Source organism: Saccharomonospora cyanea NA-134, from assembly GCF_000244975.1.
Taxonomy (GTDB): domain Bacteria; phylum Actinomycetota; class Actinomycetes; order Mycobacteriales; family Pseudonocardiaceae; genus Saccharomonospora; species Saccharomonospora cyanea.
In genome coordinates this window covers 4,295,989-4,315,267 of the sequence record NZ_CM001440.1, presented here as the reverse complement: position 1 = coordinate 4,315,267, position 19,279 = coordinate 4,295,989, and the positions used below count along the sequence as shown (strand labels likewise).

The following is a 19,279-nucleotide window of genomic DNA, read 5'->3' as shown; positions in this document are numbered from 1 at the left end:
TGAACGCATGAGCGGGCGACTGGCTTCGGTGAGCCGGTCGGCGTTGTCGGTGGCCAGGAGCGCGGCCGCGTTCAGCAGGCGCAGAACGGTCGCCTTCGGCGAGCTGTGGCACCGGTCGTTGCAGTTCCGGGTGACGACCTCCACGCTCGCCCTGTCGTCGGCCGTGGTGTTCGTTCTCGGTGTCGTGCTGCAGAACCAGATCGTCGAGCGGCTCGTCCACACCAAGGAGCGGGCTGCCATCACGCAGTTGCAGGTGGCAGTGCGCACCGCGGAGAGCGAACTCGTCGGCGACGCGGGGCAGGGTGACGCCCTGCGTAACCGCCTCTCCACCGCTCTCAAGGCCCTGACGAGCAGTTCCGCGGCCACGCAGGACATCGACAGCTCAGCGGCGGCCGGTGCCTTCGAACCCGTGCTCGTGGCGGGCGACCCGGGTGACGTCGACAGTGACCTCGTCCATGCCGGTCCGGTCGAGGACGTTCCCGGCGGTCTGCGGAGCTATGCCGAGAGCAACCGGGTCGCACTCCAGTACCACACCGACGGTGTGACAGGTACGACCTACCTCGTCGCCGGTGCGCCGGTGACCACGGCGACCCGGCCGATCCAGCTCTACCTGCTGTTTCCGATGACCACGGAACAGAACACGGTGGCCACCGTGCAGAACACCCTGCTGGTGGGCAGCGCGTTCCTGCTCGTGCTCCTGGCGGTGATCACCAACATGGTGACTCGGCAGGTGGTGCTGCCGGTCCGGCGAGCGGCGGCCGCCGCGGAGGGGTTCGCGGACGGCGACCTCAATCGCAGACTCGACGTGTCCGGAGAGGACGACCTCGCCAAACTCGCCGTGTCGTACAACGAGATGGCCGCGAGTATCCAGGAGCAGATCCGCAGGCTGGAGGAGTTCGGGCAGCTCCAACGGCGATTCACATCGGACGTCTCCCATGAGCTACGCACTCCGCTGACCACGGTGCGTATGGCCGCGGACGTGTTGTACGCCTCGCGCGACCAGTTCCCGTCCGGACTCGCGCGCTCGTCGGAACTGCTCGTCGACGAACTCGACCGGTTCGAGAGCCTGCTTCGCGACCTGCTGGAGATCAGCCGCCTCGACGCGGGCGTGGAGGAGCTGGCCGCGGAGCCCGTCGACGTCCGCCCCGTCGTGCACCGCGTCGTCGAGCAGCTCAAGGTCATCGCGGGTAGCACCGGCAGCGAGATCGTCCTGGACCTGCCCGACGAGGAGGTCACCGCCGAACTGGACACCAGGCGGGTCGAACGTATTCTGCGGAACCTGCTCGCCAACGCCGTCGACCACGGCGAGGGCCATCCCGTGCGCCTGCGCCTGGCGGCCGACGAGCACGCCGTCGCCATCAGCGTGCGCGACTACGGGGTCGGTCTGCGACCCGGTGAGGCGGAGCTGGTGTTCAACCGTTTCTGGCGCGCCGACCCCTCGCGGAACCGGCGCACCGGAGGTACCGGACTCGGCCTCGCGATCAGCCACGAGGACGCCCGTCTGCACGGAGGCTGGCTCGAGGCGTGGGGGGAGCCGGGTCAGGGTTCGTGCTTCCGCCTCACCCTGCCACGTGCCGTGGGCCGCACCCTGGAGCACAGTCCCATCCCGCTGCCGCCCGACCCGCCACCCGCCGAACCTGCGCGCCACGACGAGAGCGGGGAACCGGCGCAGGAGCACGACGCCGCGGAGGCCGCCGAACAGGAGGAGGTCCGGTGAGAAGACAGCGACGGATGCCGGCCGTGGTGCTCTCCCTGTTCCTCTGCGTGCTCACCGTGGCAGGGTGCGCCTCGATCCCCATGGAGTCGCAGCCCAAGGCCATCCCCCAGCGCAACGCGGGCCAGCCGACGCAGGAGATCCCCGAACCGGAACTCGGCCTCGACCCGCTCACGGTCGTCAGGAACTTCGTGCGCAACAGCGCGCAACCGGCCAACGACCACGCCGCCTCCCGCGCCTACCTCAGTGGTCGCATGCGCGAGTCGTGGAAGCCGGACCCGAGCCTCCGGGTGGTCAAGGAGGAGTTCAGCACCGTATACGCGCCGGAGAGCGAGCAGCCCGACGATCCCAACGAACGCGTGGTGGCGCTGCGGGCGGTCGAGGTCGGCAGGTTGGCGCCCGACCGCTCGTTCATCGCCGGGCTGGAGGAGTACCGCAAGCCGGTGCGGGTGCGCAGGCAGCCCGACGGCGAGTGGCGCATCGTCGATCCACCCGACAGCATCGTGATCACGGAGAGCGACTTCAACGACGCCTACTTCCAGGTGCCGGTGTACTTCTTCGCTCCCGACTCGACAGCACTCGTCTCCGATCTGCGGTACGTGGTCGCCCGCCCGCAGTCGGGACTGCCCTCCCGCGTCGTCGACCTACTGCTGTCCGGCCCTTCCGACGGCTTGGCCGGCGCTGTGCGCAACCCGCTCGGCGACTCCGCGGCACTCGACAGCAACGTCACCACCGGCAACGACGGCGCGCTCGTCGTGCCGCTGACCGGACTCGGTGACGAGGCGGTCCAGGAACGTGAGCTGATGGCCGCCCAGGTCGTGCGCTCGTTGCAGCACGTGACCACGAGCCGCGTGAAACTGCTCTCCGACGGCACGCCACTCGTACCGGGGCAGGCCGAGTGGCGGCCCAGCGACCTACCCGCGTACGACACCCTGTCGTCCCCCAACGCCGAGCTGCCGGGGTTGATGACAGTGAACGGGCGGGTGCGTTCACTCGGCTCCGGTTCTCCCATCGACGGGCCTGCGGGATCGGGAGCACTCGACGTCGTGAGCGCCGCCCAGGCGATCAACGGCCACCAGCTGGCGGTCGTCGAGTCGATCGGCGACGAGGTGCGGCTGCGGATCGGCGACTACGGCGCCCCCGGACAGCTGGTGGACCTGTCCGGGTCGCGGATGACCCGACCGACGTGGAAGCCACCGGTCAGCAAGGACGACAAGTCCACCGAAGTGTGGACGGTCGTCGACGGCGAGCAGGTGACGCGGGTGCAACAGGACGCGGACGGTCAGTGGGTGACCGTGCCGGTCAACGCGTCCGAACTCACCGACGCCGGGTGGATCAGCGCGTTGCGCCTGTCCCGCGACGGGTCCAGGGCAGCCCTCGTCGCGGGCGGCAAGCTGGTGGTCGCCTCGGTGGTCCGCACGGCTTCCGGAGCGACGCTGCGCGCGCCGCGGGTGCTTCAGGAGGACCGGCTGTCCTCGGTCGTCGACGTCGACTGGATCGACCACGACACGCTCGTGGCGACCACGTCGTCGGAACGGGTGCCCGTCGCGCGGGTCTCGGTGGACGGCTTCCAGTTCGACCAGTACAACACCTCCAACCTGACACCGCCGATGCGCGCCGTCACAGCGGCTCCGGGGCGGCCCATCGTCGTGGCCGACAGCAGCGGGCTCTGGACGGCGGCCGAAGTCGGCGCCGTGTGGGTGCCGCACAGTCACACCTCTGCCGACGCCGAGCCGTTCTACCCAGGCTGACCGTTCGCGTACCAACGGAGGATTCGCGTCCCGTCGGCACGGAAACCGTCGGGGTCGTGCGCCACGGTGCGCGCATGACGACGCGAACGGCGAGACCACTCCGTTGCTCCGTCGGCGCGCTGGCGAAGGCTGCCGGAACCGCCGTGGCCGAGCTGCTGTTGCCGTCGGTGTGTGCGGGGTGCGGCGGCCTGGGGGCTGCCGCGTGCGAAAGCTGCCTGGCCGAGTTGGCCTCCGGGCCCGTTCCCGTGGCACCCGGTGTTGCCGCGTTGACCCGTCACGACGGCGTCGCGCGGGAACTCGTGCTCGCTCACAAGGAAAGGGGGCGGCGCGACCTCGCGCGCCCGCTCGGGCAGGCGCTCGCGCGAGCCCTGCCGAGGCTGCCACGAGCGAGTCCCGACGCGGACGGCACGTGGTGGTTCGTGCCGGTTCCGTCCCGACCTTCGGCCGCGCGGGCCCGGGGCGGCTCACACGTCATGGCACTGGCCCGGTCGTGTGCCGCCCGGATCGCCGAGCAGGGCGGGGCTGCGGCCGTGGCCCCGGCTCTGCGGCTGTCGGCGCGTGCGAGGGACGCGGTCGGCCTCGACCGCGCAGCCCGCATGGCCAACCTGGCGGGCCGGGTCCTTCTCGACCCCGACGGTGCCCCGACCCCGGGGACACCCGTCGTCCTGCTCGACGACGTGGTCACCACGGGAGCCACTGTGGAGGCCTGCACCCGGGTCCTGGCCTCCCACGGCGCGGTGGTGACCGCGGCGCTGACGTTGACGGCGGCGTCCCGGACCGTCGCGTGGCCGCGACACAGGGTCAAACACCGACACTTGTCACCCACACGGGTAATTGGGGAACTGAACGAGGGGGGCCGTCGTTGACCGGATATGACGCAGCCCACGGTCACGCAGAGCCAGACCAGGGTATGCCGACTGCGTCACCGGTATGAGTCCAGCACCGGTGCGCTGCTCCGAACGGGGGTTGGCGCATATGTCGCAACCAGTGTTCCACCGCGTACTGTCACCGTCTGCCTGTTTCAGGCATCCCCCGGCGCGGGGGCTGTTGTGGCAGCGCCACGCGGGCTAACGTGCAGCGCTAACGAACATCCCGGCAGCAGGGGAGGTGAACAGTCGATGTCCCCGGTGCCGGAGCCCTGATTCGGCTCGGATGCCCGATATTTCTGCCGCATCCGGTCCCGCCGTCGCTTCGGTGCCCGTGGTCGCCCATTTCAACACTCGCACGTAGGTGAGCGAGGAGGTCGTGAATGGACATCGTCATCAAGGGTCGCAACGTGGAGGTTCCCGAGCACTATCGGGTGCACGTCGCGGACAAAATGGCCCGACTGGAGCGTTACGACAGAAAGGTCATCCGCTACGACGTCGAGCTCTTCCACGAGCCCAACCGCAGGCAGGCCAAGAACTGCCAGCGGGTCGAGATCACCGGTAAGGGCAAGGGCCCGATCGTCCGAGCCGAGGCGCGGGCTGGCGACTTCTACGCGGCGCTCGACTGTGCGATCAGCAAGCTCGAGAGCCGACTCCGCCGTATGCACGACCGGCGACGCGTCCACTACGGACGACGCGCACCCGAGTCCCTCGCCGAAGCCACCGCAGCGGGTCCGCTGTCGGCCGCCGCGGCCGCGGGCCGTGGCCGCTCGGCGACCGCCGTGCTCGAGGCGCCCGCGGAGCCCGAAACCGACGAAAGTGTGGCGACCGACGAACTGGGTGTACCCAGCCCTCGCTGGGACGACGGGGTCGTTCCCAGCCAGCCCGGCCGGGTGGTTCGGGAGAAGCAGCACTCGGCCGAACCGATGACGATCGACGATGCCCTCTACCAGATGGAACTCGTCGGGCACGACTTCTACCTCTTCAACGACTCGGAGACCGGGAAACCGAGCGTCGTGTACCGCCGGAAGGGATTCGACTACGGGGTGATACGACTGGGCTGATGTCGTAGGCGGCCTGGCTGAGCAGGCCGTCCGCGTTCCGAGTTCCGTTCCCGGCGGCCCGCGCGTCCACTTCGCGCGGGCCGCCGCGTGCACGCGGGCCTGCGCATTCCCTACGATGGGGGTGCTGCCCGGCGCCCTGCTGGGGTGCTACGACGTCCACACAGACACCGCTAGCGAGGTCGACCCGATGCTTCTGAACCGCCTGCTCCGTGCGGGCGAGGGCAAGATGGTGAAGCGGCTCCGCCGTATCGCCGATCACGTCAACACCCTCGAAGACGACGTCAAAGACCTTTCGGACGCCGAGCTGCAGGCGAAGACCGACGAGTTCCGGAAGCGACACGCCGACGGCGAATCGCTCGACGAGCTTCTGCCGGAGGTCTTCGCCGTCGTACGGGAGGCCGCGACGCGTGTCCTGGGACAGCGGCACTACGACGTCCAGCTGATGGGTGGTGCGGCGCTGCACCTCGGCCAGGTCGCCGAGATGAGGACCGGTGAGGGCAAGACGCTCACCAGCCTCCTGCCGGTCTACCTGAACGCGCTGCCGGGCAAGGGCGTCCACGTCGTCACCACCAACGACTACCTCGCACAGCGTGACTCCGAGTGGATGGGGCGTGTCCACCGGTTCCTCGGCCTGGACATCGGTGTCATCCGATCCGACATGTCGCCCGCCGAGCGCAAGGCCGCGTACGCCGCCGACATCACGTACGGGACGAACAACGAGTTCGGCTTCGACTACCTGCGCGACAACATGGCGTGGAGCCTCGACGACTGCGTGCAGCGCGGGCACAACTTCGCCATCGTCGACGAGGTCGACTCCATCCTCATCGACGAAGCCCGGACTCCGCTGATCATTTCCGGTCCCGCCGACCAGTCCTCACGCTGGTACGTCGAGTTCGCGCGGATGGCGCCGCTGATGAAGAAGGACGTCCACTACGAGGTGGACGAGCGCAAGCGCGCCGTCGGCGTCACCGAGGCGGGCGTCGAGTTCGTCGAGGACCAGCTCGGCATCGACAACCTCTACGAGGCCGCGAACACGCCGTTGGTCGGGTTCCTCAACAACGCCCTCAAGGCCAAGGAGCTCTACCGCAAGGACAAGGAGTACATCGTCCGGAACGGCGAGGTGCTCATCGTCGACGAGTTCACGGGCCGGGTACTGGCGGGCCGCCGGTTCAACGAGGGCATGCACCAGGCGATCGAGGCCAAGGAAGGCGTCGAGATCAAGGCCGAGAACCAGACTCTGGCCACGATCACCCTGCAGAACTACTTCCGGCTCTACGACAAGCTCGCAGGCATGACCGGTACCGCCGAGACCGAGGCGGCGGAGTTCCACCAGACCTACAACCTCGGCGTCGTGCCCATCCCGACGAACCGGCCGATGGTCCGTGTCGACCAACCCGACCTGATCTACAAGACCGAGGAGGCGAAGTTCGAGGCGGTCGCCGACGACATCGCCGAGCGGCACGAGAAGGGCCAGCCCGTCCTTGTCGGCACCACGAGTGTCGAGAAGTCGGAGTACCTGTCGAAACTGCTGCTCAAGCGCGGCGTTCCCCACGAGGTGCTCAACGCCAAGCAGCACCACCGCGAGGCGTTGATCGTCGCGAAGGCCGGCCGTAAGGGCGCCGTCACGGTGGCGACGAACATGGCAGGCCGAGGCACCGACATCGTGCTCGGCGGCAACCCGGACATCATCGCCGACGAGGTGCTGCGGGAGCGCGGGCTCGACCCGGTGGAGCACTCCGAGGAGTACGAGGCCGCGTGGCCGAAGGTGCTGGAGGAGGTCACCGCCGAGTGCAAGGTGGAGGCCGAGGAGGTCCTGGAGGCCGGTGGCCTCTACGTCCTCGGCACCGAGCGCCACGAGTCTCGGCGTATCGACAACCAGTTGCGTGGCCGGTCCGGTCGTCAGGGCGACCCGGGTGAGTCCCGCTTCTACCTGTCGCTGGGCGACGAGTTGATGCGGCGCTTCAACGCCGCGATGGTGGAACGGGTCATGACCACCATGCGGTTGCCCGACGACGTGCCGATCGAGCACAAGATGGTCTCCAGGGCGATCAAGAGCGCTCAGACCCAGGTCGAGCAGCAGAACATGGAGATCCGCAAGAACGTTCTCAAGTACGACGAGGTGATGAACCAGCAGCGCAAGGTCATCTACGCCGAGCGCCGCCGGGTGCTGAAGGGCGAGAACCTGCGCGAGCAGGTCGAGCACATGATCACCGATGTCGTCACCGCGTACGTCACCGGCGCCACCGCCGAGGGATACGCGGAGGACTGGGACCACGCCAAGCTGTGGACCGCGTTGAAGACGCTCTACCCGGTCGGCGTGACGTGGGACGAGATCATGGACGAGAGCGAGGACGTCGACTCCGAACGTCTGCGTGAGATCCTCGTCGAGGACGCCCACAAGGCGTACGCCGCCCGCGAAGCCGACATCGACGCCAAGGTCGGCGAGGGCGCGATGCGCGAGCTGGAACGCCGTGTCGTGCTGTCCGTGCTCGACCGTAAGTGGCGTGAGCACCTCTACGAGATGGACTACCTCAAGGAGGGCATCGGGCTGCGGGCGATGGCGCAGCGCAACCCGCTCGTGGAGTACCAGCGCGAGGGCTTCGACATGTTCAACGCGATGCTCGACTCGTTGAAGGAGGAAGCCGTCGGCCTGGTGTTCAACGTCCAGGTTCAGCAGGCCGAGCAGCAGCAGGCGGAGCAGCCGGAGGCTTCGCAAGCCAAGCCGCAGCGCGCGCCGCAGCCCGCAGTGGCTGCCCCGGCCAAGGCCGCGGGCAACGGTAGGGCCTCCGCGCCGTCGAACGCTCCCCGGCACGCGCGTCCTGTGCCGCCGCAGCCGACCGTCACCGGAGAGCCCGTGCCCGCCGCGTTGCAGGGCAAGGGCCTCGGCGGGCAGACCCCGCAGGGCTTGACGTTCTCGGGCCCGTCCGAGGGCGGCGGCGTCCAGTCCCGCGGTGACGGTTCCAGCAGTAAGGCCAAGAGCGGTCCCGCTGCCGGTGGCACGCGTCGGGAGCGGCGAGCCGCCGCCCGCGAACAGGCGAAGAAGAGCAAGCGTCAGACCGGCCGTTAGGACCGTCGTCCGAGCACGGTGAACAGGGTGCAGCGCCACCCACCGCCGTCGTGTTCGAATCGCGCCACGAGAGCGTAGGCACGGTGGGTCAGGTGGGCGGTGCCGCACACCTCCAACGCCCCGTCGGCGGGCCGACACACGTGGATGTTCCGCAGAACGTAACGTGTGCTGGCCCTACGCGGCGTGGCTCGGAAGCGCCGCTGCAGCACGGGTGACAGCCAGTCGTCGAGCTGACTGGCGGCTCTGCTGCCTGCCTGCACTTCGATGAGTGCGGTGAGCACTCGATGCAGAATCCGCCTGCCCGGTGCGGGCAGCGTGTACGCGTGACGTGTGACGTTTTCTGCGTGGAGCTCGGCCAGCAGGTCGTCGAGTGACAGTTGTCCCTCGGCGACCTCCCCCTGCGAACGCTCCCCGAACTCGGTCGGTTCGTACGGGTTGAGTGGAAGCAACCCGCTTGCCGACTGAAACGCGTGCATCACAGTCCTTTCTGTTTTGTTGGGGACGGCCCCCCTGACCGCCCACTAAGACAGAGGGAGGGAACGCGCGTTTCGCCCCAAACAGGACCTGATGAGGTGATCGGTCCCGGTCTCGGCGCGCCGATTCGGTGATGGTGTGTTAAGGGCGCGGACGTAGGGTGGCGTGATGCTGCGAGGGTTGGTGTTGGACTACGCGGGTGTGCTCACCGATGTCGGCGGGGATCGTTTGTTCGCGGCGGTGCGGACGGCACGCGCTCACGGGGTGCGGGCGGCGTTGTTGTCGAATTCCGCAGGTGGTCCAGAAGCACGGCGAGGACTCACCGAGTGGTTCGACGCGCTGGTGTTCTCGGGCGAGGTGGGGGTGGCGAAACCGGACGCCGTCGTGTACCGCCTGACGGCTGAGAAGCTCGGTGTCGACGCGGGGGCGTGCGTGTTCGTCGACGATTCGCCGCGGAACGTGGCGGGTGCGGTGGCGGCGGGCATGGTCGGTGTCCGGCATGTGAGCGTCGAGGAGACGCTGACGGAGCTCGAGGCGCTGTTTCCCGTCCTGGTTTCGGGAAGTCGCTGACCGGGTGCTGGGTGTTCGTTACTCTCGGGGTGGTTTCCGGTGATGCTGAGCGGGAGTGATGATGGCTGAGGACTGGTTCAACGCCCTCGCCGATGAGGCGGCCAACGGTGTGAGCGCGACCGACGCGGTCGGTGCGGTGCTGGGAGGGCCCGCCGGTGCGGTCGCGCTCGGGGCGTCCGTGGCGGCGCGAGCGGCGGCCGGTGGTGGGGGCTCCTGGTCCTTCGACAAGGACGAGATCGACGCCGTCATCGCGGAGTGGAAAGCGTTGGCTGAGGACTTGCAAGCGGATCGAACTGAGTTTCATTCAGCAGCGACAGTGAACGCTCCCTCGAATGACCAGCCAAGCACTCGGTTCATGGTCGACCTGGTTGACGGGCTTGCGGCTCTGGAAAACTCAAACAGATCTATGTGGCGGTATGTTGATGAATTCATCGGTAAACTTGAGGAGGCGAAACGAGCCGTTGGTCAAGTCGACGACGAGAATTCTGAAACGTTCAAGGGGTGATGATGAGGCCTGAGCAGAAAAGTTCAGTAACTCGAATCATTCCCTTGGTCTTCCTGTTGTTTTCCGCTGCGTCTTGCTCGTCGGCGACAAACGGTTTTCCAGAAGTGAGCGTTCCCTCGGGTTTGTCGACGGCGCAAACTTCTTCGGTCCCTCGGTATTCCGTCGACGATCCCTTGAACGTTGCTCCCTTCCTCGAGCGGCCTTGTGAACTCGTTTCACCTGACGTTCTTGTGTCTCTCGGGTTTGATCCGGCGGGTGGAAGAGCTCGGACTTCGGGGAACGACGAAGTTGCTGCGCTTGCGGGGCCTTACTGTGGATGGTCGGGCGAGAAAGAAGGGAATCTAACCGTTTCTGTCCAGTCCGGCAACACGGAACGCGGTGTGGGCGGACTGGAGGGTATAAGAACTCTCCACGACCAAGGTCGCTTCAAGCTTTGGGAAGAGACGAATATGGTCGGATATCCCGCAGCTTACTACGCAATGCAGGACATGCGTGCTCAAGGCGAGTGCGCCATCGCGGTTGGGGTGGCTGAGGACATGAGTATCACGGTTGGAGCAGATTTCTTTGTCGACGATCCTAGTCAGGCATGTTCCACAGCGGAGAACGTTGCTGCCAACGTGATCGAAACTCTGAAAGCGGAGGGCTGACATGGCCAGCATGTCGGGATCCCAAGTGTACGACAATTTCAAGGGAGGTGCGGGTACGGGAGGTCTGGAAGCCTTTGCTGATGTTTTGATCAATCTTCGCCGTAGTTACGTGGAGCGCGCTCAGGCGATCAAGAAGATTCAGGAGCGCATGGAGGGCGCCTGGACCGGCGATGCGGGGTCGGCTGCGACTGCGGGCGCTGGACCGCTGGCCACTGCTCTCCAGGACTCGGCTGTGAACATGGAGCACACGTTCAAGTCGGTGAGCAACCAGGCGCAGGCGTGGCATCAGGCCGCGAACTCCGTCGAGCCCGTTCCGCCCGTGCCGGAGAAGCCGAACTGGTGGGACAACGTCACGAGTCTCGGCGGCGCTTCGGACACCTACGAGCAGCAGCTCGGCAGGCACGCTGCCGCAGCCGCACGCAACGTCGAGGTCATGAGCGCCTACGAGGCGGAGACGGCGTCGAACCAGAGCTTCCCCCGCAGTTACACGACCCTGTCCTCCGCAGGCGGCAGCATCACCATCGACAGCGGTACCGCGTCGAGCGGAGTGATCAACATCGGTTCCTCCTCCGTGCCTGAGGCTCGGGGTGGAGTGTCGGCGACGTCCGGGCCGGGGGTTTCCACCGGTGCCGCGCCGATGGTGAGCGGCGTGCCGTCCGTGGGGCGTCCGGGGCCTGGTGGGATCGGTTCGCCCGCTCCTACGCCCACCCCACCGGTCGGGCCGAGCGCGCCGACGCCGACTCCCGTCGCCGGGGGCGGTCCTGTCGGGACGCCGCCCGTCGGGGACACCCGGCGCAACCCCAACCGGTCGGCGAACTCTCGCCCGGGCACCGGGCCCGGCCGTGGCGGTGCCGGCGAGCGTGCCGGGTCGCGGCTCTACGGTGCTCGCCCCGCCGCCGGCGGCGGAACGGCTTCGGGCGGCGCTGCCGGGCGGCTCGGTGACGCCACCGCCGCCAAGGGGGGCTCCCTCGGTGCGCCGCGGGTCACCGGCACCGGGGCCGTCCCCGGCGCCGCGCCGGCAGGCGGTGCGGCCGCCGCCGGTACCGCCGGTGGTGCGGGCGCGCGCGGCGCGGGCATGGCGCCGATGGGCGCCGCTGGTGGCCGTGGCCAGGGTGACGAGGACAAGGAACACCAGCGCGCCTCCTACCTCCAGGAGAACGACCCCGACGAGGCCTTCATCGGTGACCTCGGCAAGACGGCACCGCCGGTGATCGGGCAGTGAGCGCAACCCGCGTGGAACTGTCCGTCGGGGCCCTCGCCGCTGCTGCCGAACGCGAGGGCCTCGGCCCGCTCCACCTGTCCCTGCAGCCGGAGCCGATGTGGTACCCGCGGGAGGAGCGCGACTCGCTGCGGTCGGCGCTGGACGGCGAGCTCGCCGACGCGGGTCTCGTCGACCGGCGTGGTCGCCTCGACCCGGACTTCCTCGACCTGCTGCCGGTGCTCACCGCCGCTTCCCTCGAGTACTACGGGTGGGTGTCGCAGGACGGCACCACCTGGAGCGCGCTGGCGGCGTCCCGCGGCATCCTGGGTGTCCTGGCCGTACGGCGGGGCGACCGCGTCACTCTCACCGCCGTCGACCACACCGAGTTGCCCTCGGCGCTCGTCGGCGCGCTGCCCGAGGTCGGCCCCGGCGGTGGCTCCCGTTGGGTCGTGCGGGTGGACGACATGCGGGAAGGTCTCGAACGGACACACCACGACCGGTCGGTCGCCCGGGTGATCGCGGAGATCGCCAAGGTGATGGAACGGCCGGTCGCCAGCGGGGGTGAGCTGTACGTGGCGGACCGCGACCCCGCGGGCAACCGTCGCACACTGCGAACACCGCTGCGTTTCGTCGACACCGACTGGGGCCGATACGTGAACTACCGCGTGCGGGTGGGTGACGAGGAGGAGTTCTGCGTGCAGCCCGCCGACCCCACCACCGTGGTGGCGACGCTGGAGTCACTGCGCGGGCACCTCGTGGTCACGCAGCGCGCGTGAAGGTCACACGCCGCGGCGGACGAGTTCGAAACACACGACCGCCGCGGCCGCCGACACGTTGAGCGACTCCACGTCGCCCGGCATGGGAATCGACACCCAGCCCGCCGCGAGGTTCGACACGGCCTCGCTGACGCCGTGGGTCTCCCCGCCGAGCACGAACGCCGCCCGCGACGGCACGCTCACCTCGAACAGCGGTGTGGGTTTCGTAGCGGCCCTGGCACCGAGCGCGTACACCGTGTAACCGGCCTCGGTGAGCAGTTCCACGGCCTCCTCCGCCGACGCGCACCGCAGCACCGGCGCGCGAAACGCCACACCCGCCGACGCCTTCACCACCAGCGGGTCGAGCGCCGCCACACCGCGGCGGGGAACCACCACGCCCTCCACACCGGCGGCGGTGGCGGTGCGCAGGATCATGCCGACGTTCGCGGGCGTGGTGATGCCGTCGAGCACCAGCAGCGGAGACGGTGGATTGCTGCCGTCGAGCGCGGCGGCCAGGGGACGCATGCGCGGCGCGACGACATCGGCGAGGACCCCCTGGTCCTGCTTCCCGTTGCCCGCGAGCACCTTCACCCGGTGAGCGCTGGCGCTCTGCACCGGGACACCCCGAGCCCGCGCCGCACGGCGGATCTCGGTCACGGCCGAGCCATGAGCGGTGTCGGCCACGATCACCTTGTCGACGTCGAGGGAGGTGTCCCCCAGGACCTCCAGCACTGGTTTGCGGCCGTAGACGGTCAGGAAGCGGTCCTTCGGCGACGTCGCCTGCTTGTCACCCACCGAGCCAGTCTCCCATCACAGGCCGTTGGCGCGGACGGAGGCATTCGAGCGCGGATTCTGTCAGGATCGCGTCATGGCCGACCGTCTGTCCGCACTGGATGCGTCCTTCCTCTACGTGGAGGAGCCGTCCCTGCCCATGCACGTGGGCAGTGTCGCGATCCTGCGGCGCCCCGGTTCGGGTTTCGACTACGCACGGCTCCTCGCTCTGGTGTCGCGTCGCCTCGCGTACCTGCCCCGCTACCGGCAGTACGTGGAGTTCGTGCCCGGGCATCTGGCCAGGCCGGTGTGGGTGGACGACGCCGACTTCGACGTGAGCTACCACGTGCGCCGCTCCGCTCTGCCTGCCCCAGGCAGTGACGCGCAGCTCTTCGAGTTGGTCGCCCGGTTGCTCGCACGGCCGCTCGACCGCGATCGCCCGCTGTGGGAGCTGTACGTCGTGGAGGGGTTGGAGGACGACCGGGTGGCCTTGGTGACCAAGACACACCAGTCGCTGGTGGACGGCACCGCGACCATCGACCTCGGACAGCTCATCCTCGACGCCGAACGTACCGACTCCGGTGGGCAGGACGACGTGTCCGAGGAGCCGCCGTGGCCGGAGTGGACGCCGTCGTCGCGCCCTGGCCGCGCGAGGCTGCTCCTCGAAGCGGTCACCGACAGTCTGCGCAGGCCCGCCGAAGTGGTGGACAACGTGCGCAGCGCGACCAGGGACCTCACCAGCACGGCGGAACGCGCGTTCGACACCGCGGGCGACGTGGCGACGACGGTGCGTTCACTGGTGCGACCCGCCCCGCGGAACCCGCTGAACGCGCGTATCAGCGGAGGCCGGGTGTTCGCGGGCGTGTCGGCGGAACTCGACGATCTGCGTGGAATCCGCGACCGGCACGGCGGCACGATCAACGATGTGGTCTTCGCGGTCGTCACGGGCGCTCTCCGGCACTGGCTGCTGTCCCGGGGCAGGTCGCTGGAGCAGACGGAGACGGTGCGGGCACTCGCACCGTTGGCCGTGCGCGCGCCGGACAGCGTGGGGTTCTCGACGGTCGGTCTGCTGGACAACCGGGTGGACCCGTGCCTGGTCGACCTCCCGGTGGGGGAGCCGCACCCGGTGTTGCGACTCCAGCACATCGCGCATGCGATGGCGGAGCACGTGCGGGCCCGCCGGTCGGTGGCGGCGCGGGCGATGGTGCGGGTGAGCGGGTTCGCGCCCGCCACCATGTACTCGCTGGCCGCGAGGGCGGCGAGTTCGCTGTCGGGGCGGCTGTTCAACGTGGTGGTGGCCAACTCGCCGGGACCGCAGCGGCGGCTGTTCGCGGGAGAGGCGCCGTTGGAGCGGATCTATCCCGTACTGCCGCTGTCGCGGGACCAGGCGCTGGCGGTGGGTGTCACGTCGTACGACGGAGGCGTCTACTTCGGACTCAACGGAGACCGCAAGGCGTTGTCCGACGTCACGGTGCTCGCGGGTGCGGTGACCGAAGCGATCGAGGAACTGAAAGGGACGAACTGGTGAGGATCTACGTGCCTGCCACCATCGGCATGCTGCGCCAACTGCTCGATGCCGGGGAACTGGCGCCCGTGGGAGGGACGGCGTTCGCGTTGACCCCGGCGTTGCGCGAGTCCTACACCAGCGGCACCACGGAGGAACTGGAGTACGCGGCGCTGACCGACGCCGCGCGGGCGTCGCTGAGGCTGCTCGCGGTCGACACCGACCGCGGAGGCTCCGACGACAAGGACGACAAGGAACCGCCTCGGCGCGTGGTGGTGTCGGCCGATGTCGACGACGTGACACTGCGTCCTGACCTGGACGACTCCGTGGTGAAGGTGTCCGGGCCGGTGGCGATGGACGCGATCGCCGCGGTGCACGTGGACGCCCCGGAGGCGGAGGACGCGGTCCTGGCCGCGGCGGCGGTGATCGACGACGCCGACCTCGGCGACGAGGACGCCGAGCTGGCACTCGGTGACGTGGAGGATCACGAACTCGCCTGGTACGCGCCGCAGGAGCTGCCGTTCCTGCTGGAACTCATGTAAGCATGTCACCGGCGTACCGCCCACAAGGCGGACCGACACGGAAGGCGGGACACACCATGGACGCTGTGACATCCGTTCCCACGCCGGCCAACGAGCCGGTGCACACGTACGCTCCGGGGACCGCGGAGCGGGAGTCGCTCCAGGCGAAACTCTCCGAGCTGGAGAACGCGAAACACGAACTGACCCAGACGATCGGGGGCCGCCGCCGCATGGCCGGTGGCGAGGTGTTCGACGTCGTGCAGCCCCACGACCACGGACACGTCCTGGGCGTGAGTGCGCAGGCCACGAACTCCGACGTGGCGGACGCGGTGGCGGCGGCGAAGGCCGCGGCCCGCGAGTGGAGCGAGCTGCCGTTCGACGAGCGCGCGGCGGTGTTCCTGCGGGCGGCGGACCTGATCGCCGGGCCGTACCGCGACACGTTGAACGCCACCACGATGCTGGGCCAGTCGAAGTCGGTGCAGCAGGCCGAGATCGACGCCGCGTGCGAGCTGATCGACTTCCTGCGGTTCAACGTCTCGTACGCGCGCCGCATCCTGGCCGAGCAGCCGAACTCGGTGCCGGGGGCGTGGAACCGCATGGACTACCGGCCGCTCGACGGCTTCGTCGTCGCCATCACGCCGTTCAACTTCACGGCCATCGCGGGCAACCTGCCGAGCTCTCCCGCGCTCATGGGCAACACGGTGGTGTGGAAGCCGACGCCGTCGCAGCAACTCGCCGCGCACTACACGATGCAGGTCTTCGAGGAGGCGGGTCTGCCGCCCGGCGTCATCAACATGGTCACCGGTGACGGCCGGGCCGTCAGCGAGGTGGCGTTGACCGACCCCGGTTTCGCGGGCCTGCACTTCACCGGCTCCACGGCGACGTTCAAGCTGCTGTGGCGCACCATCGCGGGCAACCTCGACACCTACGGCGGTTATCCGCGCATCGTCGGTGAGACCGGCGGCAAGGACTTCGTGGTGGCCCATCCGTCGGCGAACGTGGACAAGCTGGCGGCGGCGCTCGTGCGCGGCGCGTTCGAGTACCAGGGCCAGAAGTGTTCGGCCGCCTCGCGCGCGTACGTGCCGAGGTCGCTGTGGAACGACGGCCTGCGCGAGAAGCTGGCCGATCTGACCAGGACCGTGTCCTACGGTGACGTCACGGACTTCTCACACTTCGGCGGCGCGGTCATCAACGCCAGGGCGTTCGCCAAGCACCGCGCCCTGCTGGAGCGCGTGCCGGGAGACGAGCACCTCGAACTGCTCGTGGGCGGCGGCTGCGACGACAGCGTCGGCTGGTTCGTGGAGCCGACGGTGCTGGTGGCCGACGACCCCCGGCACGAGGTGTTCACCACCGAGTACTTCGGGCCGATCCTGGCGGTGTACGTGTACGAGGACGGCGAGTACGAGAACGTGCTGGAACTCGTCGACACCACGGCGCCGTACGCGCTGACGGGTGCGGTGTTCGCCGACGACCGCCGTGCCGTCCAGCAGGCCCACCGCGCGCTGCGGCACACGGCGGGCAACTTCTACGTCAACGACAAACCGACCGGATCGATCGTGAGCCAGCAACCCTTCGGCGGCTCGCGGGCGTCGGGCACCAACGACAAGGCGGGCTCGATGTTCAACCTCCTGCGGTGGACGAGCCCGCGCTCCATCAAGGAGACGTTCGACGCGCCGGTCGACATCACCTACCCCCACATGGGCTGACATCGATCAACGAAAACCGCCCCGAGGCCGCAGAGGCTTCGGGGCGGTTCTTTCGAGCGCAGGAAGGGTGATCGATCAGAAGCCTTCCAAAGGCGTGCTGCTGACCTGGTCGGCCGGGGGCGCCTCGATCGTGACCGGCTGCCCCCAGTCGTAGTAGTTCTGGCTCATCGACATCGTGAGCATGTCGGGGTTGTTCTTCACCTCGGCGGGAATCTCCTCACCGGCCGCCTCGGCGGCTTCCCGGACCATGTCGTTCATGTTCATTTCGAATTCCATGCGAACGGGAAGGTTCTCGGAGTCGAGGTAGAGCAACGCCGGTATCGTTCCGAGTGATTCCATCATGGACATCATCTCGGCGGGCATCTCCTCGCCGGAGGCCTTCATCATCTCGACCGGGTCGATGTCGATGGTGTAGAGCGTCACCCGCTGCCCGTCGAGAGTGGTGGCCTCGCTGCCGGTGATGGTGCCACCGGACTGCTGGAACTGTTCCAACGTCTTACGGGGGTTGTAGCTCTCCAGCAACGCAGCCATCGAGGCGTTGTTCTCGAGCTCGGCGAACTGCCCGCTCATGTCGCCCTTCTGCCATGGCTTACCCGGTTCCCCGGAATCGGGCATCCTCATGTAGATGGCCTGGTCGACGATCCGTACTTCCTGTTCCTGCCCGGCCATCGACATGGTCATGCTCATCGCGATGTCGTCGGGGTCCATGCGGCTCTGCCCGGTCATCGTGAAGTTCATGCCCAGCATCGTCATCTCGGCGTCGAACTTGACCGACTGGACCTGTTCGGCCTTGTCGCCCACAGACGCGACGAGCTGCTGCAGATCCCCGAAAGTGCCCGCGCCGCCGCCGGAAAGGCCGGTGGCCGTCTCTCCGTCGCCACCACAGGCGGTTAGAGCCAGGGTCACGGCCATACCACTGGCTGCGAGAGCGAGTTTGCGCACGAGAGTCCTCTCTGTCTGGTTCCTACCATCGTGTCAGAAGGAAGATCTCGAAAGCCGGTTTCACATCACGGCTCGACTACGGCTCGACGACGATTCCGGACGGGCGCTCTCGGTGGTCTGCCCGGATCCTTCCGGCCTGTGCGGCGGCTCGCCGGCTTCAGGGCGCTTTCCCCGTTTCGCAGCGGTGCGCGACAAGAACCGACCCTGCCCACCCGCGTCTGGGCCGGCACCGTTCGAAAAAGGGGAACGCCCCCGAGGCCGAGGCGCTCGGGGGCGTTCGTCGTTTCGTGGTGGTGTGCCGGTCAGTACGACGGCATCTCGCCGACCTGGTCGGCGGGAGGCGCCTGGATGTCGACGGCGGTACCCCAGTCGCTGTAGGTCATGACCATCTTCATGCCACCCGGCGCTCCGGCGGACTGCGCGAGCGAGTCCATGTTCATCTCGATACGCACCGGCAGGTTGTCGCCGTTCATGTACAGCTCGACCGGGATCAGCGTGCCCTCCGGGATGGCGGCCGCGGCGCTCTCGTCACCGAGCATCGCACCGGCCTTCGACAGGTCCAGCTCGACCGTGTACTGGGTGACCTGCTGGCCGTCGAGCTGGGTCTGCTTGGTGCTCTTGATCTCCCCACCCGCCTGCTGGAGCTGCTCCAGGGTCTTGGTCGGGTCGCTCTGCTCGGTCATCTGGTCGAAGTTCTGACCGGCCATGGCGGGGTGATCCGCCGTCATCTTGACCCAGGGCTTGCTGGGGTCGGGGTTCATGTTGTCGGGCATCTTCATGTACATCGTCTTGTCCACGAAGATGACCTCCATGGACATGCCCTGCATGTCCATGGTCATGGTCATGGCGGTGTCGTCGCCCGCGTAGACACCCTGCCCCTGGGCCTGCATCTTCGTGCCGGCCATGTCCATCTCCATCGTGAAGTTGGACGAGCGGCTCTTGTTGGTCTGCTCCTGGGCGGACGCGATGAGCGAGGACAGGTCCTGGAACTGCCCGGAGCCCCCGTCTCCGTTGCCAATGGGCAGGCCCGTGTCGTTCGAGTCTCCACCGCAGGCGCTCAGCGCCAGAGCCAGCGCGACGCCGCCGGCAGCGAGGACAGAGGTGCGCATGGGAGTTCCCCTCTTCACATTCGGGTCCGAGTCGGTTTGTCACTCAGACGTGAAATCGGCCTCAAGGGTTCCATGCCGGTCCCACATTCCTCACACACCCCTGCCGTACGCT

17 protein-coding genes are annotated in these 19,279 nt (G+C 68.3%); 13 read left to right on the top strand and 4 right to left on the bottom strand.

Features of this window, described 5'->3' with window-relative positions:
* Nucleotides 1–7 precede the first annotated feature (7 nt).
* From mtrB to secA, 5 genes are all read left to right on the top strand, one after another.
* Nucleotides 8–1,717 (top strand): MtrAB system histidine kinase MtrB, encoded by a 1,710-nt coding sequence (gene mtrB, locus SACCYDRAFT_RS20095; RefSeq protein ID WP_005458958.1) that lies wholly within the window; start codon nt 8–10, stop codon nt 1,715–1,717.
* 14 nt (nt 1,718–1,731) lie between these two features.
* Complete coding sequence (locus tag SACCYDRAFT_RS20090; protein ID WP_043536726.1) at nt 1,732–3,465, top strand: LpqB family beta-propeller domain-containing protein; 1,734 nt, start codon at nt 1,732–1,734, stop codon at nt 3,463–3,465.
* 74 nt (nt 3,466–3,539) lie between these two features.
* Nucleotides 3,540–4,331, top strand: coding sequence for a ComF family protein (locus tag SACCYDRAFT_RS20085; RefSeq protein WP_157606541.1), 792 nt, complete (start codon nt 3,540–3,542; stop codon nt 4,329–4,331).
* Between the two features lie 383 nt (nt 4,332–4,714).
* Complete coding sequence (gene hpf / locus SACCYDRAFT_RS20080) at nt 4,715–5,395, top strand: ribosome hibernation-promoting factor, HPF/YfiA family (protein WP_005458952.1); 681 nt, start codon at nt 4,715–4,717, stop codon at nt 5,393–5,395.
* Between the two features lie 187 nt (nt 5,396–5,582).
* Entirely contained in the window at nt 5,583–8,462 is a 2,880-nt protein-coding gene (gene secA, locus SACCYDRAFT_RS20075) for a preprotein translocase subunit SecA (protein ID WP_043537428.1), read from the top strand.
* Here secA and SACCYDRAFT_RS20070 read toward each other — a convergent pair.
* Nucleotides 8,459–8,938: an Rv3235 family protein gene (locus SACCYDRAFT_RS20070; protein WP_005458948.1), complete on the bottom strand. Its 480-nt coding sequence runs from the start codon at nt 8,936–8,938 to the stop codon at nt 8,459–8,461. The genes secA and SACCYDRAFT_RS20070 overlap by 4 nt on opposite strands.
* A 166-nt stretch (nt 8,939–9,104) precedes the next feature.
* On the opposite strand from SACCYDRAFT_RS20070, the gene SACCYDRAFT_RS20065 reads away from it, so the two are divergent.
* The 5 genes from SACCYDRAFT_RS20065 (at nt 9,105) to SACCYDRAFT_RS20050 (ending at nt 12,635) form a co-directional block, all read left to right on the top strand.
* Entirely contained in the window at nt 9,105–9,506 is a 402-nt protein-coding gene (locus SACCYDRAFT_RS20065; protein ID WP_005458946.1) for an HAD-IA family hydrolase, read from the top strand.
* Between the two features lie 61 nt (nt 9,507–9,567).
* Nucleotides 9,568–10,011 carry a hypothetical protein gene (locus SACCYDRAFT_RS20060; protein ID WP_005458944.1) on the top strand — a complete coding sequence of 148 codons (444 nt, stop codon included), beginning with the start codon at nt 9,568–9,570 and terminating at the stop codon, nt 10,009–10,011.
* Between the two features lie 2 nt (nt 10,012–10,013).
* Nucleotides 10,014–10,658 carry a DUF3558 domain-containing protein gene (locus SACCYDRAFT_RS26070; protein ID WP_157606540.1) on the top strand — a complete coding sequence of 215 codons (645 nt, stop codon included), beginning with the start codon at nt 10,014–10,016 and terminating at the stop codon, nt 10,656–10,658.
* A 238-nt stretch (nt 10,659–10,896) separates the two neighbouring features.
* Nucleotides 10,897–11,880: a hypothetical protein gene (locus tag SACCYDRAFT_RS20055; RefSeq protein WP_232283886.1), complete on the top strand. Its 984-nt coding sequence runs from the start codon at nt 10,897–10,899 to the stop codon at nt 11,878–11,880.
* Complete coding sequence (locus tag SACCYDRAFT_RS20050) at nt 11,877–12,635, top strand: ESX secretion-associated protein EspG (RefSeq protein ID WP_052309142.1); 759 nt, start codon at nt 11,877–11,879, stop codon at nt 12,633–12,635. Before SACCYDRAFT_RS20055 ends, SACCYDRAFT_RS20050 begins: the two co-directional genes overlap by 4 nt.
* A 3-nt stretch (nt 12,636–12,638) precedes the next feature.
* Here the strand turns inward: SACCYDRAFT_RS20050 and SACCYDRAFT_RS20045 are convergent, their stop codons facing one another.
* Nucleotides 12,639–13,409: a TrmH family RNA methyltransferase gene (locus SACCYDRAFT_RS20045; RefSeq protein ID WP_005458940.1), complete on the bottom strand. Its 771-nt coding sequence runs from the start codon at nt 13,407–13,409 to the stop codon at nt 12,639–12,641.
* Between the two features lie 73 nt (nt 13,410–13,482).
* Between SACCYDRAFT_RS20045 and SACCYDRAFT_RS20040 the strand changes: the two genes are divergently transcribed.
* From SACCYDRAFT_RS20040 to pruA, 3 genes are read left to right on the top strand one after another with little or no spacing between them, the layout of a single operon-like run.
* Complete coding sequence (locus tag SACCYDRAFT_RS20040) at nt 13,483–14,913, top strand: WS/DGAT/MGAT family O-acyltransferase (RefSeq protein ID WP_005458939.1); 1,431 nt, start codon at nt 13,483–13,485, stop codon at nt 14,911–14,913.
* Nucleotides 14,910–15,431 (top strand): DUF6912 family protein, encoded by a 522-nt coding sequence (locus tag SACCYDRAFT_RS20035; RefSeq protein WP_198284944.1) that lies wholly within the window; start codon nt 14,910–14,912, stop codon nt 15,429–15,431. The genes SACCYDRAFT_RS20040 and SACCYDRAFT_RS20035 overlap by 4 nt, the downstream gene beginning before the upstream one ends.
* 56 nt (nt 15,432–15,487) lie before the next feature.
* A complete protein-coding gene (pruA, locus tag SACCYDRAFT_RS20030) occupies nt 15,488–17,116 on the top strand; it encodes an L-glutamate gamma-semialdehyde dehydrogenase (RefSeq protein WP_005458937.1) in 1,629 nt (542 codons plus the stop codon).
* A gap of 75 nt (nt 17,117–17,191) precedes the next feature.
* Here the strand turns inward: pruA and SACCYDRAFT_RS20025 are convergent, their stop codons facing one another.
* Both SACCYDRAFT_RS20025 and SACCYDRAFT_RS20020 read right to left on the bottom strand, forming a co-directional pair.
* Nucleotides 17,192–18,028: a hypothetical protein gene (locus SACCYDRAFT_RS20025; protein WP_157606634.1), complete on the bottom strand. Its 837-nt coding sequence runs from the start codon at nt 18,026–18,028 to the stop codon at nt 17,192–17,194.
* A 332-nt stretch (nt 18,029–18,360) separates the two neighbouring features.
* Nucleotides 18,361–19,167, bottom strand: coding sequence for a LolA-like protein (locus tag SACCYDRAFT_RS20020; protein ID WP_005458935.1), 807 nt, complete (start codon nt 19,165–19,167; stop codon nt 18,361–18,363).
* Nucleotides 19,168–19,279 lie beyond the last annotated feature (112 nt).

Coding starts and splice junctions, on each gene's coding strand:
- secA (WP_043537428.1), top strand. CDS start 5,583: ATGCTTCTGAACCGCCTGCTCCGTGCGGGCGAGGGCAAGATGGTGAAG.
- SACCYDRAFT_RS20090 (WP_043536726.1), top strand. CDS start 1,732: ATGCCGGCCGTGGTGCTCTCCCTGTTCCTCTGCGTGCTCACCGTGGCA.
- SACCYDRAFT_RS20085 (WP_157606541.1), top strand. CDS start 3,540: ATGACGACGCGAACGGCGAGACCACTCCGTTGCTCCGTCGGCGCGCTG.
- SACCYDRAFT_RS20065 (WP_005458946.1), top strand. CDS start 9,105: ATGCTGCGAGGGTTGGTGTTGGACTACGCGGGTGTGCTCACCGATGTC.
- SACCYDRAFT_RS20025 (WP_157606634.1), bottom strand. CDS start 18,028: ATGGCCGTGACCCTGGCTCTAACCGCCTGTGGTGGCGACGGAGAGACG.
- SACCYDRAFT_RS26070 (WP_157606540.1), top strand. CDS start 10,014: ATGAGGCCTGAGCAGAAAAGTTCAGTAACTCGAATCATTCCCTTGGTC.
- hpf (WP_005458952.1), top strand. CDS start 4,715: ATGGACATCGTCATCAAGGGTCGCAACGTGGAGGTTCCCGAGCACTAT.
- SACCYDRAFT_RS20020 (WP_005458935.1), bottom strand. CDS start 19,167: ATGCGCACCTCTGTCCTCGCTGCCGGCGGCGTCGCGCTGGCTCTGGCG.
- pruA (WP_005458937.1), top strand. CDS start 15,488: ATGGACGCTGTGACATCCGTTCCCACGCCGGCCAACGAGCCGGTGCAC.
- SACCYDRAFT_RS20060 (WP_005458944.1), top strand. CDS start 9,568: ATGGCTGAGGACTGGTTCAACGCCCTCGCCGATGAGGCGGCCAACGGT.
- mtrB (WP_005458958.1), top strand. CDS start 8: ATGAGCGGGCGACTGGCTTCGGTGAGCCGGTCGGCGTTGTCGGTGGCC.
- SACCYDRAFT_RS20070 (WP_005458948.1), bottom strand. CDS start 8,938: ATGCACGCGTTTCAGTCGGCAAGCGGGTTGCTTCCACTCAACCCGTAC.
- SACCYDRAFT_RS20040 (WP_005458939.1), top strand. CDS start 13,483: ATGGCCGACCGTCTGTCCGCACTGGATGCGTCCTTCCTCTACGTGGAG.
- SACCYDRAFT_RS20055 (WP_232283886.1), top strand. CDS start 10,897: ATGGAGCACACGTTCAAGTCGGTGAGCAACCAGGCGCAGGCGTGGCAT.